Raw genomic sequence first — 18,990 nt, forward strand, 5'->3', positions numbered from 1 at the left:
CGGCCCCGGGGGGAAGTTCAGAGGGTGTGTGTCGAAGCGCTTCCCAAATACTAGGAACCGCCTCCGGTTTCGACAAGGGATACGCCGACGTCGCCTGCCTGGAGCGCAGTTCACGAAGGGCAATTGTGTGCAGGGCATTGTCACGGAGGGAACCCATGGTTAGTGTCACCGGCGCCGAATTGATCGAAGCGCTTCGATTCGGTTTCGGTGACGATCCCGACCCCCGAAGGAGTGGGCCACGCATGACGATCTCGCCCTCACGGCGAACGTTCCTGGGCCTGGCCGCGGCCGGCGCTGGCGCGCTGGCCACCGCGGGCTGCGGCGCCGGCCGGAGTACGCCGGGCGCTAAGGTGACGTTGCAGTACTGGGCCTGGGCCACCGGCATCGACAAGGTCGTCGAGATCTGGAACAGGGCGCACCCGGATATCCATGTGCACGTGGTCCAGGCCGCGGGGCCCGACGACATGATCCCCAAGCTGCTGGCCGCCGTCCGCGCGGGGCAGGGCCCCGACATCGCGCAGGCTGAGTACCACAAACTGCCGAACCTGGTGGTCAGCGGCATTGCGAAGGACATCAGCGAGTACAAGGGCATGTTCGCGGAGCACTACTCGGACGCGGTGATGAAGCTGGTCACCATGGACGGTGTCACCTACGGCGTGCCGCAGGACATCGCGCCGATGCTGTTCATGTACCGCCGGGACCTGTTCGACAAGTACGGCTTTGACGTCCCGGACACCTGGAAGGACTACGCGCGCCTCGCACACCGGGTGCCCGAGGTCGCTCCGCACTCGGCCCTCGGCGGCTACCCCCTGGACGCGTCGACGGCCGCCGCCTACGCGCAGCCGCTCGGCGCGAAGTGGTGGAGCACGGACGGTGCGTCGTGGCATGTCGGTATCGACGGCGCCGGCACTCGCAGGATCGCGGAGTTCTGGGACCGGTTGACGGACGACCGGGCCACCGACGGCTCGGCGATGTGGACGCCGGAGTGGGGTACCAAGATGAACTCCGGCAGGCTGCTGAGCTGGACGGTGGGGGCCTGGGGGCCGGGCTCCGCCATCTCCGTCGCACCGAGGACGGCGGGGCGGTGGGCGGTCGCGCCGATGCCGACGTGGGCCGGCGAGAAGGGCGCCGGACTCATGGGTGGCAGTTCGGTGATGCTGACCAAGGACGCGAAACACCCCGAGGAGGCCCTGAAGTTCCTGGCCTGGCTGAACACCACGACCGCGGGCACCCGGGAAATGTCCGCGAAGTACGGGCTCTTCCCCGCGTCCGACCCTGGGCTCGATCAGCTCACCGACCTGCCGGAACCTGAACTCGTCAAGGGCCAGCGCGACTTCTGGGACATCGCGGTCACCGCCGCTGAGCACGCCGTCCCGGTCACCTGGGGGCCGAACGTACAGATCGGCTACGACACCTGGGAGGACGAGGTGAAGAAGGTGGCCAACTCCGGTGCCTCGTTCCTCGACGTGACCGCGGCGACCCAGCGCGCCGTCGTCGGCGACCTGTTGCACTCCGGTTTCAAGGTCACGCCCTAGCCGCACCTCCCGCCCCGCACCCGGAGACGTACATGAAAACCAACAAACGTTCAGCGCTGCCGCCCTGGGCCTTCCTGGCGCCGGCCCTCGCGCTGTTCCTCCTGTTCATCGTGGTACCAGTCGGCTACGCGGTCTATCTGAGCCTGATGCAGCAGCGCTCCAGCGGCGGCGCGTACGGGGTCAAGCGGCCCGTCTTCGCGGGCCTGGAGAACTACGCCACCGCCCTCACCGACCCCGAGATGGTCGACTCGCTGCTGCGCCTGGCACGCTTCGCGGTGATCTCCGTCCCGCTCACCCTCGGCCTCGCCCTGGTCTTCGCCCTGTTGCTGGACACCCCGCGAGTGCGGGCGACCCGGTTCACCCGGACCGCCATCTTCCTGCCGTACGCGGTGCCGGGCGTGATCGGGTCACTGCTCTGGGGCTTCCTCTACCTGCCGTCCACCAGCCCGGCCAACCGCATCCTGGGACAACTGGGCCTGCCCGACGGGGACTTCCTCTCCTCGGGCAGCGTCTACGGCTCGCTCGCCAACATCGCGATCTGGGGCGGCGTCGGCTTCAACATGATCGTCCTCTACACCTCGCTGCGGTCGATCCCGGTCGAGGTGTGCGAGGCCGCGTCCATCGACGGCGCGTCCCAGTGGCAGATCGCCTGGCGCATCAAGATCCCACTCGTCGCGCCCGCGCTCGTCCTCACGCTGCTCTTCTCCCTGATCGCCACGCTGCAGACCTACTCCGAGCCGATGACGCTGCTCACCATGTCCCCGTCCATCTCCTCCTCCTTCTTCCCGATGATGAAGATCTACCAAGACGGTTTCGGCACCGACGACCTGTCCGGCTCGGCCGCCATGTCCGTGGTCCTGGCAGCAGGAACAGTGATCGTCTCCCTGGGCCTGCTGCGGATGCTGCAGCGGCGGACGATGAACGAGGACGCCTGATGACGACGACCCCCACCCTGAACGCGAAGCCGCGGCCGGTGAACAGGACACCGCGCGCCGCGCCGGTGAAGCCACGCCGCGAGCGCGTCGCCGTCCTGCCCACCGCCGCCCTGGTCCTGGGCGCCCTCTACACCCTGACGCCGATCCTCTGGGTCCTCACCTCGGCGACGAAGCGGCAGGGCGACCTCTTCTCCACGGCGCCGTTCCTGCCCGGCTCGGGTTTCCTCGACAACGTGGCGGACCTGTCGCGCTACGAGAACGGCAACTACTGGCTGTGGGCGGCCAACAGCCTCCTCTACGCAGGCGGCGGCGCCCTTCTGTCCACCGCGGTGTCCGCCGCCGCCGGATACGCGCTGGGCCGCTTCCGGTTCCGGGGACGCAGCGTGGTCTTCACCGTCCTGCTGGGCGCGGTGATGATCCCCCAGGTGGCACTGGCCATGCCGCAGTACTTCCTGGTGTCCGGGCTCGGCCTCACCAACACTTACTGGGCGGTGCTGCTGCCCAGCGTCATCCACCCGTTCGGGATCTATCTCGCCTGCATCTACACGCAGGGATCGGTACCGCTGGGCACCCTGGAAGCCGCCCGGATGGACGGCGCGGGCGAGTTCCGGACCTTCCGGTCCATCGCGGCGCCCATGATGCTCCCCGGCCTCGTCACCATCTTCATGCTGCAGTTCGTCGGCATCTGGAACAACTTCCTGCTGCCATTCATCATGCTCAGCGACGACTCCAAGTTCCCCCTCACGCTTGGCCTCTACCTGATGCTCAACCGGGGCGCGTCGGCACCGGCGTTGTACACACTCGCCATCACCGGCGCTCTGCTCGCGATCGTCCCGCTGGCCGCCCTGATGCTGTTCCTCCAGCGGTACTGGCGGGTGGACCTGCTCAGCGGCGGGGTCAAGGGCTGACAAGAGACGGGAAGGGAGCGACACACCATGGCACGCGCCATCATCCTCATGTTCGACAGCCTTAACCAGCACCTCCTGCCACCGTACGCACCACGGGACGCGGCGCCCGTCGTACAAGCCCCCAACTTCGAGCGGCTGGCGGCCAGAACGACGACGTACGACCAGTTCCGCGCCGGCTCGATGCCCTGCATGCCGGCCCGCCGGGAGCTGCACACCGGCCGGTACAACTTCCTGCACCGAAGCTGGGGACCGCTGGAGCCGTTCGACGACTCGATGCCGCAGCTGCTGCGGGACGCCGGTGTCCACACCCACCTGGCCAGCGACCACCCGCACTACTGGGAGGACGGCGGCGCGACGTACCACACCCGCTTCTCCACCTGGGAGTTCTTCCGTGGTCAGGAGAACGATCCGTGGAAGGGCGTGGTGAACCCGGGGCCGCCGCCCGCACTGCGCGGACGTGCGGCGGACAGTCCGCAGAACCTGGTGAACCGGGCCTACCAACCGACCGAGGAGACACACTCACAGACCCTCACCGTCGACGCAGGACTGCACTTCCTGGAGACCAATGCGGACGCCGACGACTGGCTGCTACAGCTCGAACTCTTCGACCCGCACGAACCGTTCTTCGCCCCCGAGCACTACCGCAAGCTCTACCCCGACGGCTACGACGGCCACGCCTTCGACTGGCCGCCCTACGCCAAGACGAGCGAAACGGCGGAGGAGATCGCACAGGCCCGAAACGCGTACGCGGCGCTGATGTCGATGTGCGACCACTCCCTGGGACGGGTCCTCGACCTCATGGATGCCCACGACATGTGGTGGGACACGATGTTGATCGTCAACACCGATCACGGCTTCCTGCTCGGCGAGCACGGCTGGTGGGCCAAGTGTGTCCAGCCCTGGTACGAGGAGCTGGTGCACCTCCCGATGTTCCTGCATGATCCGGGCGATCCCCGGCCGGGAATACGCACCGACGTGCTGGCGCGGACGATCGACCTCGCCCCCACCGTGCTCGGCCACTTCGGCCTGCGGCAGCCCGCCGACATGCAGGGCCGGGACCTCGCGGCGGTCGCGCGCGGCGACGCCGACCCCGCCGAGGGGGCCCTCTTCGGCATCCACGGCGGCCACGTCAACGTCACCGACGGCCGGTATGTGTACATGCGCGCGGCAGCGCACCGCTCCAACGAACCGTTGGAGGAGCACACCCTCATGCCCACCCACATGACGTCCCGGTTCTCGGTCGCGGAACTCGCCGACTGGCAGCAGGCCGAACCGTTCACGTTCACCAAGGGCTTGTCGACGATGCGGATCAACGCGTTGTCCGGCTGGGGCGGTTCGTGGACACACGGCACCTTGCTCTTCGACCTCCACGACGACCCGGAGCAGCAACGCCCGCTCACCGACGACACCCTCGAACTGCGCATGGCCTCGCTGCTCTGCCGACTGATGCGCGAGACCGACGCGCCCCGCAGCCAGTACGAACGCCTCGGCCTGCCCCACGACACCGAGCCGACGGCCGAGCACCTGCTCGTACGGGCCCAGGCCGCGCGCGCCGCCGCGACGGCCGAGCCCCTGCCGGAACTCCACCGGCTGCCCGCCGGGGATCTGCTCGGCCGCCCCCTCGCGGACCTGATGGCCGAGCCCACCCTCCGCGCCGTCGTGGAACGCCACGCGTCCGAACTCACCCGCACCGAGGGCCTGGTCGTCCCGCGGGCCGCGAGCCTTCTCGACCTCGCCGGAAGTGGCGGGGTACCGGCGGCGATCCTGCACGCTCTCGCGGCGGACCTGGCGGACCTGGCGCCACAGACCGAACAGACCAAGTAGACCGAGTAGGCGACTGCCGGGGCGGGGCCCGCGGACGCTACGTAGACCGCACAGGACCGCTGGAAGAACCCGCTCCGCACACCCTTCACTGCCCAACTTCGCCAAACGCAAGGAGTACCCCATGGCGCGACCCGACGTCGGCCTGCCCTACCAGGACCCGACGCTCCCCGTCGAGCAGCGGGTCGACGATCTCGTCTCCCGGCTCTCGCCGCAGGACAAGGCCGGCCAGATGTTCCACCCGATGGGCACCCTGCAGGACGTCGACACACCGAACATCGAGTTCGGGCTGCCCGCGCTGCGGCCGACGATCGAGGATCAGCGCATCACCCACTTCGGGCTCCTCGGCACCAAGCAGACGCCGCGGGAGTTCGCCGCATGGCACAACGAGGTGCAGCGGATCGCTCTCGACCGGCCGTTGGGCATCCCGGTCACCTTCTCCACCGACACCCGCCACGCCCTGTCCGCCGACCCGCGCAACGCGCTCACCGGTGACCCCGAGAGCGAGTCGCCGGCCGGCTTCTTCTCGCAGTGGCCCGAGACCCTCGGCCTGGCCGCGATCGGCTCCGACAAGGTCACCGAGCACTTCGCCGACATCGTCCGGCAGGAGTACCGCTCGGTCGGCCTACACGTCGCCCTGCACCCGCAGGCCGACCTGGCGACGGAGCCGCGCTGGGCCCGCATCTTCACCACCTTCGGCGAGGACGTCGACCTCGTCTCCCGGATGGCGGCGGCGTACGTCCGCGGCCTGGACGGCGCGCATCCGGGCGGGGAGGCGGTGGCGGCGATGGTCAAGCACTTCCCCGGCGGCGGCCCCCAGAAGGACGGGGAGGACCCGCACTTCCCCTACGGCCGCGAACAGGTCTATCCGGGCGGGCAGTTCGAGCTGCACCTCAAGCCGTTCATCGCCGCGCTGGAGGCGGGCGCGACGCAGATGATGCCCTACTACGGCATGCCCGTCGGCACCGAACACGAGGAAGTCGGCTTCGGCTTCAACCGCTCGGTGATCACCGGGCTGCTGCGCGAACGCCTCGGCTTCGACGGCATCGTCTGCACCGACTGGAGCCTGATCAGCGACGGCACCGCCCTCGGGGACGACATCGCCGCGCGGGCCTGGGGTGTGGAGCAACTGACGCCGGAACAGCGACTGTTGAAGGCCTTGGACGCGGGCGTCGACCAGTTCGGTGGCGAGTACCGCACCGACCTCGTGCTCGAACTGCTGCGCAAGGGAGCGGTGTCCCAGGAGCGCATCGACCGGTCGGTGCGCCGCATCCTCACCGAGAAGTTCCGTCTTGGACTCTTCGACGGCCCGTTCGTCGACCCCGAGCGGGCCGAACAGGTGGCGGGATGCGCCGCGTTCAAGCGCGCCGGGCTCGACGCGCAGCGACGCTCACTGACCCTGCTCACCAACCGGGCCTCCGGCGACGCCTCCCGCCTGCCGCTGCGCGACGGGCTCCGCGTCTACGCCGAGGGCATAGCCCCCGCCGCGCTCGAGGAGTACGCTGAGGCCGCCGCCTCCCCGTCGGAGGCCGACGTGGCGGTGCTCCGTGTCCGGGCCCCGTTCGAGGCCAGGGACGGACTCGCGGCCGGCTTCCACGCCGGGTCGCTGGAGTTCGACGAGGCGGAGCGCGACCGCATCCTGAGCTTGGCGAAGCAGGTGCCCACGGCGCTCGTCATCTTCCTCGACCGTCCGGCGGTCCTGGGCGAACTGGCCGACGCCGCCGCCGCGATACTCGCCGACTTCGGCTCCGGCGACGAGGCGCTGCTCCAGGTCCTCTTCGGCCGCGCCGCTCCGCGAGGCCGTCTGCCGTTCGACCTGCCGAGCTCCATGCGGGCGGTGCTGGAGAGCCGCAGCGACGTCCCCTTCGACACGGTCGAGCCGCAGTTCCACCACGGCCACGGCCTGGCGTATGAGCCTGGCCCTTTGGCCTGAGGCGACGGGCAACGGGCCGGGGGGTGCAGCGCCGGCTTCTGCAACACGGACGGCGGCACAGCACGTGCCTGCCTGCCGCCGACCGAGCTTCGCCGCCGTTTCGGCGGTGCGCTAGCGGTCACGACCGCACATGGGTGACATCTCCGGCAGGGGTGATGACGACGCCGGACCTTCCTGTAGTAGGTAAGCGCGGCGTCGTGTGCGCGGCGGGTGTCCGGGACGCGGTCAGGCGTCCGTTGTCGGGGACTGTGTGGAGGCGACGCGTATGTCTGTGCGGTGCGGGGAGGCCGCGACGTTCCGGCCGACGACGCGGCCGGAGACCATCGCCCAGGCGATGTGCCGGTCACTGTCAAGCGCCTGTCGGGCTGGTTCCCATTCTCCTGACGCACGACGACGAGAGGGCCAGGCGCTCGTGTACCCAGCCCTCATGCATTGTCCGGCTTGTGTGTCGCGAGCTCCACGACCTCTGGGTGGTGACCTTTCACCGGCGTGGGAGTGGGGCGCCCTGAGCCGGAGCGATGGGCTGTCGTTCATGACGCTCTGGGTGGGCTGGACTACGCGGACACTGGCTGTTGGCCGCCGCTCCGGGCGGTACCGTCGCCCGTCGCCTTGGAGGGCGGCAGAGCGGCAAGGTTGCGCAGGAGTGCTTCGGCGGAACTCGTGAGCAGCCTGATGTCGGAGGCGACGGCGAAGAACGATGCCCCGGCGGTGAGCCAGTCGGACAGGTGGGCCTGTGGACCCATGACACCAGCTGGTATCCCCGCCGCGCGTGCCTGCCGGATCACTGCGCAGGACGCCGCGACGACGTCCGGGTGTCCCGGCTCACCAGGGTGTCCCATCGAGGCGGCCAGATCGCGGCCAGGTACCTCACGCCCGACCCACTGGGGCTGACGCCTGCCCCCAACCCGGTGTCGTACGTGCACAATCCGCATACCTGGACGGACCCGCTCGGCCTCGCGCCCAAGGAATGCGACCCTGATAACGTCCCGGGCACCAGGCGCTCCTATGACGACGCCAAGGCCAAGGCGCTGAGGGACGCGGGGATTCCTGACGGCGCCGTCCCGCTCGAGCGCGACGACTGGGTCAAGGCTACGACGCCGGAGTGGCAAGGGTCGAAGCACCTCATGGACGAGAACAAACAACCGATCTACTACACGGAGGAAATATACGAACACGCCAAAGGTGAGGACTTGACCGTGTTTCAGGACCACCACTTTGGTCACCAGGAACCCGGAACTCCTGGCCACCAACCCGCGCACGTGCACGTGCGTCCGATCGATGACACCCGCAATGGGCAAGTTCCCGGAGCCGAAGAGCACTATTACTATGACCGTTCCACTCATTCCAGCAGACCCTGAACCGCTCCGTCGGCTCTACGGTGACTTCCCGAGCCTGGGCGAATTCCGGATTCGTTCGATCAACCTCAGCTGGAGAGGCCCTTCGCTCGCCCTCCGCGTCGACCTTCCTGACTACCCTCCACACCCGCCCGAGGAATGGACGGCGAACGTGTGCGATGTGGTGCAGTGTCACATCCACTTTGCCGCAGTCGAACACCTCGACCTGCAGGGTTGGAATCCACCAACGAAGGCACGGCTGACTGCTATGCCCACGGAGCAGCTGCGGATGGTTGACGTGTCCGTCCTAGGCTCCGGTGTCTCGCTCCGTTTTCGTAGCCACGAATCAGTGGTCATCCGCCATATCAGTGCCTACCGAACCACACCAGACGTGTCCGACGAGGTTCCCCATCACTTCCTGAGCAAGCTCGATGCGCGCCGCTTCTCGACGCTCCCTGGCACCCACGAAAAGACCTTCTATGAACGTTGACAGCTGGGTCCAACTCCTTGCTGACCATCATCCCATGACGGACTTGTACGATTCTGCACCCGAACTGAGCAGCTGCGACCTCTTCTACGTCCATATCGACGAGCGAGAGAGCTCTGTGACGCTGGGCTTCGATACCTCGCATTTCCCGGCGCGTCCTCTCCCTGAGTGGCAGGCAAGGGAGTTCAACGCTTTCGAGTTCCACCTGCGTTTCGACTCGGTTTCAGAACTGAACGTATCGGGATGGTCTGCGCCGGCACAGAAGACCGTACGGATGTCCGCTGATGATGATGGGGTGCTGAGGTTCTCCGCGCGTGGACCTGAGTCACTTCTCGAATTCTCGGCTCGGCAGGTATGCGTAATCCGAACGCGTACATACCTGGCCTCTGCGGCACCATGACACCCATACAGCAATCTGGCCTCTCAGGCGCCCAGGGCTTCGCTGGACCCTGTCTGAGTGTGTTTCGGTTTTTGTGGTGGCAAACCGCTTGATGCTCAGGGGTGCTGTACTGCTGACGATGTCCGCCAACAGCGTGTAGGGGTGCGGTTTTAATTGACAACCTGGGATGCCTCAGAACGGGGCGAGAGTTGACGGTCTGCTAACGGCGCGTACTGTACGCAGGGAGATTGGAACTCCTACCGGAAACGCTGAACCGTGAGCGTTGGGTGTGTAGTTCCACGACTCTCCGGTGAGCGCCGCGAGCAACTCTCAACGTCGCACTGGGGATTTCAACGGCTCATGTGGCGGCGACCGCGCCGCTGGGGGTCAAGGGGTCGCAGGTTCAAATCCTGTCGTCCCGACGGTTTTGCGGCATGAAGTCGCAGGTCATAAGCCGGTTCGAGGTAATCTCGAACCGGCTTGTTTCGTTTGACCGTTGGGAGAGGATCGTGCTCCCTGGGCCGGTTCGATTCGAACGGCGTGACAGCGGGTCGCGCTGAGGGCCGGTCGTTTGTGCAGGCTGTCGTGATGGTACGGGCAAGTGTGCTGTTCGAGTGACAGCTTGTCTGCGGCGTAAGTGCGCAAATGTTGTGTGTGGGGCGCGGGTGATGTTGTGGGGCGTTTGAGGCGTCTCGATGGGCTCGTGGAGCTGCCGCCACTCTGGCGAATTGCTGCTGTTGTCGCAGTTGCCCTTCTTGGCGTGTGTGGTCAAGGGGTCGTTTTGCTCCCCGGCTGCTCCCAGGGTGTTCCCCGTGTTCGATTCTCGTGTCCGAACCGGGTGGGGCTGGTGGGGTGTGTGGGTCACCAGTGTGTGGGGATGCCGGGTATGGGGTCGCAGTTGGAGTTCAGGTAGTCGGTGAGGCTCTGTCCGGCGGTTGCGAGGTGGCGGATGCTGGGGTGGAGGTAGAGCTGGGTGGTGGTGATCTCCCGGTGTCCGGCGATCTGTTGGAGGACGTGGAGGGGATGCCGGCGTCGGCCATCCAGGTCAGGGCGGTGTGGCGGAGGTCGTGGGCGGCGTGGGTGAGGGCTTCGGCGAGGCGGAGCAGCGCGGTGTAGTCGGGCAGGGCGAGGCCGCGGGGTTCGGCCTGGAAGCCCTCGTTGGTGTAGTAGAGGCGTTGTCATCCGGTCAGGGGCTGTGGGGGTCGGGTGAGCCAGCCGTCGCGGGTGGCTTGGCGGGTGATGCGGGTCAGGGCGGCCAGGGCGTTTTTGATGGTGGAGCGGGTGAGGCCGGTGGCGGCCCATTGTTGGACGGTGCGGTCGATCGTCCCGGAGGTGAGGTGGTCGATCGGGGCGGTGCCCAGAGTGGGGATCACGTGTCGGCGCCACGCGGAGTGGTAGGCGCCTTGGGTGGTGGTCTCCAGGCCTGCCAGAGCGAGGTCGATGACGCGGGCCCCGTAGCCGCCGAGCGTGGGGGCGTCGGGGAGGCGGGGTGCTGGGCGGGCGGCGGCCGCGGTGAGGGCGGTCAACAGGGCGGCGGTCAAGTCGGCCACGAAGGCGTCGGATTGCTGCCGGGGAGCGATCAGTGCCTGAGGCGCGGATGCGGATGCCGTCGAGGAGGGGCCGGGCGATGCATGCCGAGGTGAGATCATGATCGCAGCGTGGGCGGCGCACCGGGCTCGCAGCTTCTCGGATTCCGGCCGATTGTGCGGGCGTGCACAACGCCGCTGCACGATGTACTCGAGGCCCTCGGTAAGGGTGTGGGTGCCGATTATCCGTTTGGCCAGGTCAGCGGCCTGATGGACTTTCGGGCCTGCGCGCCGGAATGGCTCGGTTCGGAGGCGGTCCGATCGCCGGGGCGTGGCCCGTGGGCGGCATGATTGTCCTGTGCTGCGACTGGCTTACCTTGCGATGACGTACGCCTTCGCCCTCATGCGCCTGCTGTCGATGAGCGACCGCGACAAGGACGTGGAAATCCTGGCACTGCGGCACCAGCTCGCTGTCCTGAACTGTCAGGTAGGCAAGCCGGTGTTCACTCCGGGCGACCGCACGCTGCTGGCTGCGCTCCTGCACCACCTGTCGATGGCGAAGCTGCGTCAACTCCAGTTGTTGGTGCGCCCGGACACGATTCTGCGCTGGCACCGTGATCTGCTCAACCGTCGGCATGCCGCGACGTGTGCACCCAAGCGCCCCGGTCGGCCGCGGACCCTGCGCTCGAAGCGCTGCCCCGCTGCGACTGCTGCCCGATCCAATCGTCGAACGAGCCCGATTGGATCACCTGGGTATCTGTTCAAGGTCCCGAACTCCTCCCGCACCGCTTCGAAGCCGTCGGCCACTGACCCGTGGACTGTCATGATTCCTCCTGAACTACCGTACGGATCCTGCGCTTTCGGGAACCCGCCGGACCGGGGCACTACTCCCCGACGGCCCTTCCGTCCTCGGGCCCGCTGCACATGCGTGAACCGACGGTGTGCCGTGCCCTGCTGTGTGGCTCAGAGGTCTCAGTGGTCGTGCGCCGCGGCCGTGCTTCCCCGCACCATGAGACGGGGTGTCATGGTGGTCTGCACGGCACTGTCGCGTCGGCCCTCGACACGCTCGATGAGCAACCGCGCCGCGGTGGATCCCATGTCGTGTCCTGCCTGATCGACGCTGGTCATCCGGACGGTGGCGAGGTCGGCGAGGGCGGTGTTGTTGTAGCCGGCGATGGACACGTCCCGAGGTACCTGTAGGCCCAGTTCGTGCGCGGCGCGCCAGACGCCCAGCGCGGCGACGTCCGCACCGGCCATGATCGCGGTGGGGCGGTCCTTGCCTGCCAGCAGGCTGATTCCGGCTTTGTAGCCGCCGTCGTCGGAGTACGCGGCCTTGCAGACACGGGCCTGTGCGGCGAGCCCATGTCGTTCCATGGCCGCCGCGTACCCGCTGGTCAGCTCGATCTCCGGGGTGTGGTGCCACTGGCTGGCCCGGGTGCCGGGGGAGGAGACGAGCGCGATGTCGCGGTGGCCGAGCCCGACGAGGTGGTCGACGACCAGTGCGGCGCCCGCGGCATCGGCGTCGGCGACCGAGTCGTGCACGCCGGAGGCGTCGTGGTGGCCGATCACCACGGTGGGTGTGCCCTGGGCGGTGTGCAGGACCTCGCTGCGCGTGGTGCCCGGCGCGATGAGGATCAGCCCGTCCATCTGGCGGTCGACCATGGATCGGATGATCTTCGCCTGGGCGTCCGCGCCGAACCCCGCGGCGCCGATCATGACGGTGTAGTCGCTGTTGTCCAACTGGCCCTGGATACCGTCGAGGATGTCCGCGAAGAAGCTGTTGCGGATGTTGTCCAGCAGGACGCCGATCGTGTACGTCCGGCCGCGCATGCCGCGTGCGGCCGCGTGCGGGCGATAGTCGAGTTCCCGCATCGAGGCGCGGACCTTCTCCTGCATCGCCGCGCTCACCCCGTAGGCGTTGCGCAGCACCTTGGAGACCGCGGTGGTGGACACACCCGCGTGCTGCGCGACGTCCGTGATCGTGACGCGCTTCTTGCGCTGCGGACCTTGCCCCATGCCCGGTTCCCCTCGAACTGCGTACTGACTCCGATGTAGGTAACGGTTTACACGGAAGTGCGGAGAACCGAAAGGTGCCGGGTCCGTTCATTCGCCGTTACGTACCGATGTCTTGACCCTGTGGGCGCGTGGATGCATCGTTGTGCCCGCTTCACCGATGGGTAACGTTTCCCAGAGTTCAGCCTTCTCCTCCCTCGCCGACGCCTCGCGCCGTCGGCCTTCCTCCGTTTCCCGATGACAGGGAGCTTGCCGTGAACACCGCCTCGACCTCCGCCAGAAGGGTCCGCGTCGCCGGGCTCACCGCGAGTGCCGCCGCGATGGCGCTCTTCGCCACCGCTTGCGGTGGAACGGGTGGGGATTCGGCCTCCGCCCCCAAGGAATTCAGCTACCTGACCAACACCGAGAACACGACGGTGAAGACGGCGCTGACGACGCTTTCCAAGAAGCAGTGCGCCGTCGCGGACAAGGCTCTGCCGCTGAAGGTGGAGACCGTTCCCCAGACCGGCCTGGATCAGAAGCTCCAACTGCTGGCAGGGCAGGGCGCGTTGCCGGTGCAGTTCGCCGCGGGCAACGCGCCCGCCCTGACCGATCAGCTCTACGGGTCCGGCAAGGTCGCCGACATCGAGGCCGAGTTGAAGAAGCTGGGTGTCCTGGACCGGATCCAGCCCGCAGCCCTCTCCACCATCAAGGCCCTGTACGACGGCAAGGTCGAGGTGCTGCCGTACGAGTACAACATCGAGGGGATCTTCTACAACAAGAAGCTCTTCAGCGAGAACGGACTCAAGGAGCCGGGAACGTGGAGTGAACTCACCTCCACCGCAGGCAAGTTGCAGTCCAAGGGGGTGCAGCCGTTCTCCGCCTCCGGGGAGCAGGGCTGGCCGCTGACCCGGCTCGTCAGCGGCTACCTCTACCGCAGCCTCGGCCCCAACGCGCTCAAAGACGTCAAGGACGGAAAGGCGAAGCTCACCGACCCGCAGTACGTGAAGGCGGCCCAAGAGATAGCCGACCTCGGCACGAAGGGCTACTTCGGCAAGGGAATCGGCTCCGTCGACTACGACACCTCGTTCAACCAGTTCCTCACCGGCAAGGCCGCCATGTTCTACATGGGCAGCTGGGCACTGACCAACATCGCCGACCCGAAGCAGAACCAGGTGGGCGCCGACAACATCGGCTTCATGCCGTTCCCCGCCGTCGCCGGCGGCAAGGGCTCCGTCGACCAGTACCCCTCCAACGTGGGCCTGGCCATGACGCTCGGCAAGAAGTCGTACGACTCCAAGGTCGGCGACTGGGTGTCCTGCATCGCCAAGAACTACGGCAGCACCGCGCTGAAGGACCAGGGCTCGATCTCCGGCTTCAAGACCAGCACCCCGGTCAAGGACCCCAACGAGGTCACCAGCAAGATCCGGGAGACGGTCAGCGCCTCGAAGCAGAACGTGCTGTGGTTCGAGGCACTGTTCAGCACCAAGGCCACGACGGTCAGCCAGACCAACGCGGCGAGCCTCGTCAACGGAAGCATGAGCGCGAAGCAGTTCATGCAGACCGTCCAGGACGCTCTCTCCAGCAAGTGAGGTGCGAGCACCGGCGGTTCGGGCGCCAGCCCGGACCGTCCCTCGCCACGACCACGCCTGCCTACCGAAGTGGACCTCACCCATGCACCGCGTCCTCGGTGACCGCCGGGCCGTCCTGATCCTGATCGGGCCCGCCCTTCTCGTCTACACCCTGATCATGCTCGTCCCGATGCTGTGGTCCCTGGGCTACAGCTTCACCAAGGGCAACGCGATCGACGGGTTCACCGGCAACGGCCTGGGCAACTTCCAGCGCATGTTCACCGACCCCGACGTCCGCCAGGCCCTGTGGTTCACCGCCAAGTACGCGGTCACCGTCACCGTCGGGCAGGTCGTCGCCGGCTACCTCCTCGCCTTGCTCTACGTGTTCTTCCTCAAGCGTGCCTCCGCGCTGATCCGCACCCTGGTGTTCTTCCCCGTGGTGCTGCCCACTGTGGCCGTCGGCCTGTTGTTCAAGAATTTCTTCCAGGTGGCACCGCAGACGGGACCGGTCAACTCCCTGCTCAACGCCGTGGGGATCGAGTCCGTCGACTGGTTCGGAAGCGCGGGCCACGCCTTCTGGGTCCTCATCGTCATGGACATCTGGCGTTCCATGGGGTTCTACGCCGTGCTGCTGTTCGCCGGTCTCGTCGACATCCCCGACGAAGTCCTCGAATCGGCCCGGCTGGACGGCGCCTCCGGGCTGCGTCTGGTCCGGCACATCGTGCTGCCCATGTCCTTCGCGGTCCTCATGTCGTCGCTGATCTTCAGCATCAACGGCACCCTGAAGGTCTTCGACTCCATCATGGCGCTCACCGGCGGCGGCCCGGGCAACAGCACGTCACCGCTGACGCTCTACATGTTCCAGACGTCGTTCACGTACAGCGAATACGGCTACGGCAGCACGATCGCCCTGCTGCTGACCGTCGTGTGTCTGCTGGTGACCCTGGTCGTCTTCCGCGTCTCGCGGCGCGACCTCACGAAGGACTGAGCCCATGGCCCTCGACACGCCACACCAGACCCGGGCCACGGGCATCGGCGGCCGCACGGGTCGGCGCCCCGCCACACCTCGCACGCGCCGTCGCGGCGGACGCCTGTGGGTCAAGGTCGTCGTCGCCCTCCTGCTGGTCGTCGAGATCTACCCGCTGATCTGGATGTTCCTGACCTCGCTCAAGTCCAACAGCGACTACCTCAACCACTCCACCTGGAGCCTGCCCACGACCTGGGAGTGGGGCAACTACAGCGAGGCCTGGACCACCGGCCACATCGGCCTCTACATCCAGAACAGCCTCCTGGCCGTGCTGCCGGCCCTCGCCCTGATGCTGCTGCTCGGCACAGCCGCCGGGTTCGCCCTGCAGATCATGGTCTGGAAGGGCCGCAGCCTGATCCTGCTGATCTTCCTCACCGGCATCATGGTGCCCGCCCAGATGATCCTGCTGCCACTGTTCACCATCTACTTCCAGACCGGCCTTTCCGGCACCCTGTGGCCGCTGATCCTCACGTACACCGGCACCGGCCTGCCGCTCACCGTCTTCATGATGGCCACCTACTACAGGTCCGTGCCCCGCGAGCTGTTCGAGGCCGCGGCCCTCGACGGCGCGGGCATCCTGCGCGCCTTCTGGACCATCAGCGTTCCCATGGTCCGCAACGCGATCCTGACCGTCGGCCTGGTCCAGTTCTTCTTCATCTGGAACGACCTGCTCATCGCGCTGACCTTCACCAACAGCCAGGACCTGCGCACCATCCAGGTCGGCCTGCTCAACTTCACCGGCGACTTCGGCGCCACCCAGTACGGCCCCCTATTCGCCGCCATCTGCCTCAACGTCTTCGGCACCCTCGTGATCTACCTCTTCCTCAACCAGAAGGTGATGAAGGGACTCACGTCCGGCGCCGTCAAGGGCTGACAACCAACTGCCTTCACCGCACGCCCGGTTGTCCCACGCCCACCTCACGGAAGGTCCCCCCGCTGTGTCACCTCAGCCCGCCGCCCTCACCTTCGAGCACCTGCGTGACGGTCTCGGAATCGGCTCACCCGCCCCCCGGCTGTCCTGGCACCTGCCGGCAGGCGCTGGGAGCCAGAGCGCCTACGAACTCGAGCTCGACCGCGACGGCGCCGTTCACCGCACCGGCCGCATCGACAGCAGCGAGCAGAACCAGGTGCCTTGGCCCGGCCGCCGCCCGCTCGCCTCGCGGGAACGTGTCACGGTCCGCGTCCGCGTCTGGTCCACCGGCGACGAGCCGAGCGACTGGTCCGAGCCCGCCACCGTCGAGGCCGGTCTGCTCGAAGCCACCGACTGGCAGGCCGTACCGGTCGGCGCCGCCTGGCCGGAAACCCCGGAGAGTGACCGCCGCCCGGCCCGCGTGCGCCGCGACTTCCACCTGACCGGGCCCGTCGCCCACGCCCGTCTCTACGTCACCGCGCACGGCCTGTACGAAGCGGAGATCAACGGCGTCCGCGTCGGCGACGACACCCTCTCCCCGGGCTGGACCGTCTACGGACAGCGGCTGCGCTACTACACCTACGACGTCACCGCCCACCTCGGCGAAGGCGCCAACACCATCGGCGCGTATCTCGCCGACGGCTGGTACCGCGGACGCATCGGCTTCGACGGCGGCACCCGCAACATCTACGGCACCGACCAGTCCCTCATCGCCCAGCTCGAAGTCACCCACACCGACGGCACCACCACCACCGTCGCCACCGACGGGAGTTGGCAGGCCGGCTTCGGCCCGATCCTCACCACCGGCCTGTACGAGGGCGAGACCTTCGACGCCCGCCTGCTCGACCCGGCCTGGTCCACCCCCTCGTACGACGGTGCCGACTGGAGTCCGGTGGCGGTGCGTGAGCGTGACTCAGGCACCCTCGTCGCCGCGAAGACGTCCCCGGTGCGCTGCACTCAAGAAGTGCCGCCCACCTCCATCTCCTGTACTGGAGAAGGTCGTTATCTGCTCGACTTCGGGCAGAACCTGGTCGGCCGCCTCGCGATCACCGCCGACGGGCCGAGCGGCACGACCATCACCCTGCGCCACGCCGAGGTCCTCCAGGACGGCGAACTCGCCACCCGACCGCTGCGGGACGCCACCTCCATCGACGCCCTTACCCTCGCCGGGAACGGACCCCTCGCTTGGGAGCCGCGCTTCACCCTGCACGGCTTCCGCTACGCCGAAGTCAGCGGCTGGCACGGCGAGCTGACCCCGGAACACGTCACTGCCCGCGTCTATCACACCGACATGCGGCGCACCGGCTGGTTCGAATGCAGCGACGACCGGATCAACCGGCTGCACGAGAACGTCGTGTGGAGCATGCGCGGCAACTTCGTCGACATCCCCACGGACTGCCCGCAACGCGATGAACGCCTCGGCTGGACCGGTGACATCCAGGTCTTCGCCCCCACCGCTTCCTTCCTCTACGACTGCGCGGGCATGCTCGACTCCTGGCTGGAGGACGTCGCCGCCGAGCAGTTGTCCGACGGCACCGTCCCCTGGTACGTCCCCGTCATCCCCGGCGGCCCCGCCTGGACCCCGATCCAGCCCGGCGCCGCCTGGGGCGACGTCGCTACGCTCACCCCCTGGGTCCTCTACCAGCGCTTCGGTGACCTGGAACTGCTGCGCAGGCACTTCCCGATGGGCCGCGCCTGGGTGGACCTGCTGGAGAGACTGGCCGGCGAGGACCGCATCTGGGACACCGGCGACCAGCTGGGTGACTGGCTCGACCCCATCGCCCCGCCGGACGACCCCGGCGCCTCCCGCACCGACCGCTACCTGGTCGCCACCGCCTACTTCGCCCACTCCGCACGCCATCTCGCCTACGCCGCACGGGAGTTGGGTGACGAGGAGGCGGCCGTCACCTACAGCCGACTGGCCGATGAGGTCGCCGCGGCGTTCCGCGGCCGCTACGTCGAGGGCTCGGGACGGATGACCAGCGACAGCCCCACCGCGTACTCCGTCGCCCTCATGTTCCGCCTGCTCGACGGCGACGCGCAGCACGCGTTCGCGGGGGACCGGCTGGCCGAACTGGTCTTGGCCGACGACGCCCGCATCGCCACCGGCTTCGTGGGCACTCCGCTGATCTGCGACGCCCTGACCGACTCCGGCCATCTGGATGTCGCCTACCGCCTGTTGACCCAGACCGAGTGCCCGTCCTGGCTCTACACCGTGTCCATGGGCGCCACGACCATCTGGGAGCGGTGGGACAGCCTGCGCCCCGACGGCACCCTGAACCCCGGCGGCATGACCTCGTTCAACCACTACGCCCTGGGCGCGGTCGCCGACTGGCTGCACCGCACCGTCGCAGGGCTCGCCCCCACCCGGCCCGGCTACCGCGAGCTGTCGTTCCGCCCCCGGCCCGGCGCGGGCATCACCTGGGCCAACGCCCGGCACGACACCCCGTACGGCACCGCCGCCATCGCGTGGGAGCAGACGTCGGCCGGTATCAGCGCCGTGGTCACGGTCCCCGACGGCTGCACAGGACGAGTCGAACTGCCGGGCTGCCGACCGGTCACCGTGGGCGCGGGCGAACACCGCGTCGACAGCGGCACCCTGAGCGAGCGAGCAGCCTGAGCCCGTCCCACC

The 18,990-nt window shown here is 67.8% G+C and carries 16 protein-coding genes; 12 read left to right on the forward strand and 4 right to left on the reverse strand.

Going from position 1 to position 18,990, the window contains the following annotated elements; genetic code table 11:
* Positions 1 to 242 precede the first annotated feature (242 nt).
* The 5 genes from ACIRHA_RS03645 to ACIRHA_RS03665 all read left to right on the forward strand — a co-directional run bounded on the left by ACIRHA_RS03645 (position 243) and on the right by ACIRHA_RS03665 (position 7,132).
* The gene (locus tag ACIRHA_RS03645) at positions 243 to 1,535 is read left to right on the forward strand and encodes an ABC transporter substrate-binding protein (protein ID WP_403839416.1); all 1,293 of its coding nucleotides are present in this window, start codon (positions 243 to 245) and stop codon (positions 1,533 to 1,535) included.
* Positions 1,536 to 1,567: 32 nt separating this feature from the next.
* On the forward strand, positions 1,568 to 2,470 hold the full coding sequence (locus ACIRHA_RS03650) for a carbohydrate ABC transporter permease (protein ID WP_403839418.1): 903 nt from the start codon (positions 1,568 to 1,570) through the stop codon (positions 2,468 to 2,470).
* Complete coding sequence (locus ACIRHA_RS03655) at positions 2,470 to 3,378, forward strand: carbohydrate ABC transporter permease (RefSeq protein WP_403839420.1); 909 nt, start codon at positions 2,470 to 2,472, stop codon at positions 3,376 to 3,378. Before ACIRHA_RS03650 ends, ACIRHA_RS03655 begins: the two co-directional genes overlap by 1 nt.
* A gap of 27 nt (positions 3,379 to 3,405) precedes the next feature.
* Positions 3,406 to 5,202, forward strand: a complete 1,797-nt coding sequence (locus ACIRHA_RS03660; protein ID WP_403839422.1) for a sulfatase — start codon at positions 3,406 to 3,408, stop codon at positions 5,200 to 5,202.
* 121 nt (positions 5,203 to 5,323) lie between these two features.
* Positions 5,324 to 7,132 carry a glycoside hydrolase family 3 N-terminal domain-containing protein gene (locus ACIRHA_RS03665; RefSeq protein ID WP_403839424.1) on the forward strand — a complete coding sequence of 603 codons (1,809 nt, stop codon included), beginning with the start codon at positions 5,324 to 5,326 and terminating at the stop codon, positions 7,130 to 7,132.
* A gap of 554 nt (positions 7,133 to 7,686) precedes the next feature.
* Here ACIRHA_RS03665 and ACIRHA_RS03670 read toward each other — a convergent pair.
* Positions 7,687 to 7,971, reverse strand: coding sequence for a hypothetical protein (locus ACIRHA_RS03670; RefSeq protein ID WP_403839426.1), 285 nt, complete (start codon positions 7,969 to 7,971; stop codon positions 7,687 to 7,689).
* A gap of 285 nt (positions 7,972 to 8,256) precedes the next feature.
* Between ACIRHA_RS03670 and ACIRHA_RS03675 the strand changes: the two genes are divergently transcribed.
* The 3 genes from ACIRHA_RS03675 to ACIRHA_RS03685 are packed head-to-tail and all read left to right on the forward strand — an operon-like array spanning position 8,257 to position 9,353.
* The gene (locus ACIRHA_RS03675) at positions 8,257 to 8,490 is read left to right on the forward strand and encodes an HNH/endonuclease VII fold putative polymorphic toxin (protein ID WP_403842083.1); all 234 of its coding nucleotides are present in this window, start codon (positions 8,257 to 8,259) and stop codon (positions 8,488 to 8,490) included.
* A complete protein-coding gene (locus ACIRHA_RS03680) occupies positions 8,459 to 8,956 on the forward strand; it encodes an Imm50 family immunity protein (RefSeq protein ID WP_403839428.1) in 498 nt (165 codons plus the stop codon). Before ACIRHA_RS03675 ends, ACIRHA_RS03680 begins: the two co-directional genes overlap by 32 nt.
* Positions 8,957 to 8,990: 34 nt before the next feature.
* Positions 8,991 to 9,353 carry an Imm50 family immunity protein gene (locus tag ACIRHA_RS03685; protein WP_403839430.1) on the forward strand — a complete coding sequence of 121 codons (363 nt, stop codon included), beginning with the start codon at positions 8,991 to 8,993 and terminating at the stop codon, positions 9,351 to 9,353.
* 1,157 nt (positions 9,354 to 10,510) lie between these two features.
* On the opposite strand, the gene ACIRHA_RS03690 is transcribed toward ACIRHA_RS03685, so the two are convergent.
* From ACIRHA_RS03690 to ACIRHA_RS03700, 3 genes are all read right to left on the reverse strand, one after another.
* Positions 10,511 to 10,981, reverse strand: coding sequence for a hypothetical protein (locus ACIRHA_RS03690; RefSeq protein WP_403839432.1), 471 nt, complete (start codon positions 10,979 to 10,981; stop codon positions 10,511 to 10,513).
* A 136-nt stretch (positions 10,982 to 11,117) separates the two neighbouring features.
* Entirely contained in the window at positions 11,118 to 11,495 is a 378-nt protein-coding gene (locus ACIRHA_RS03695; protein WP_403839434.1) for a hypothetical protein, read from the reverse strand.
* A 335-nt stretch (positions 11,496 to 11,830) separates the two neighbouring features.
* Complete coding sequence (locus ACIRHA_RS03700) at positions 11,831 to 12,874, reverse strand: LacI family DNA-binding transcriptional regulator (protein ID WP_403839436.1); 1,044 nt, start codon at positions 12,872 to 12,874, stop codon at positions 11,831 to 11,833.
* 251 nt (positions 12,875 to 13,125) lie between these two features.
* Here ACIRHA_RS03700 and ACIRHA_RS03705 point away from each other — a divergent pair, with 251 nt between their 5' ends.
* From ACIRHA_RS03705 to ACIRHA_RS03720, 4 genes are all read left to right on the forward strand, one after another.
* Positions 13,126 to 14,442: an ABC transporter substrate-binding protein gene (locus tag ACIRHA_RS03705; protein WP_403839438.1), complete on the forward strand. Its 1,317-nt coding sequence runs from the start codon at positions 13,126 to 13,128 to the stop codon at positions 14,440 to 14,442.
* Positions 14,443 to 14,524: 82 nt separating this feature from the next.
* Entirely contained in the window at positions 14,525 to 15,409 is an 885-nt protein-coding gene (locus ACIRHA_RS03710; protein WP_403839440.1) for a carbohydrate ABC transporter permease, read from the forward strand.
* A 4-nt stretch (positions 15,410 to 15,413) separates the two neighbouring features.
* Positions 15,414 to 16,322, forward strand: a complete 909-nt coding sequence (locus ACIRHA_RS03715; protein ID WP_403839442.1) for a carbohydrate ABC transporter permease — start codon at positions 15,414 to 15,416, stop codon at positions 16,320 to 16,322.
* Between the two features lie 64 nt (positions 16,323 to 16,386).
* A complete protein-coding gene (locus tag ACIRHA_RS03720) occupies positions 16,387 to 18,978 on the forward strand; it encodes a family 78 glycoside hydrolase catalytic domain (RefSeq protein ID WP_403839444.1) in 2,592 nt (863 codons plus the stop codon).
* The last annotated feature ends 12 nt before the right edge of the window (positions 18,979 to 18,990 follow it).

Origin of the sequence: Streptomyces sp. NPDC102360 (genome assembly GCF_044766085.1) — a bacterium.
Lineage (GTDB): Bacteria > Actinomycetota > Actinomycetes > Streptomycetales > Streptomycetaceae > Streptomyces.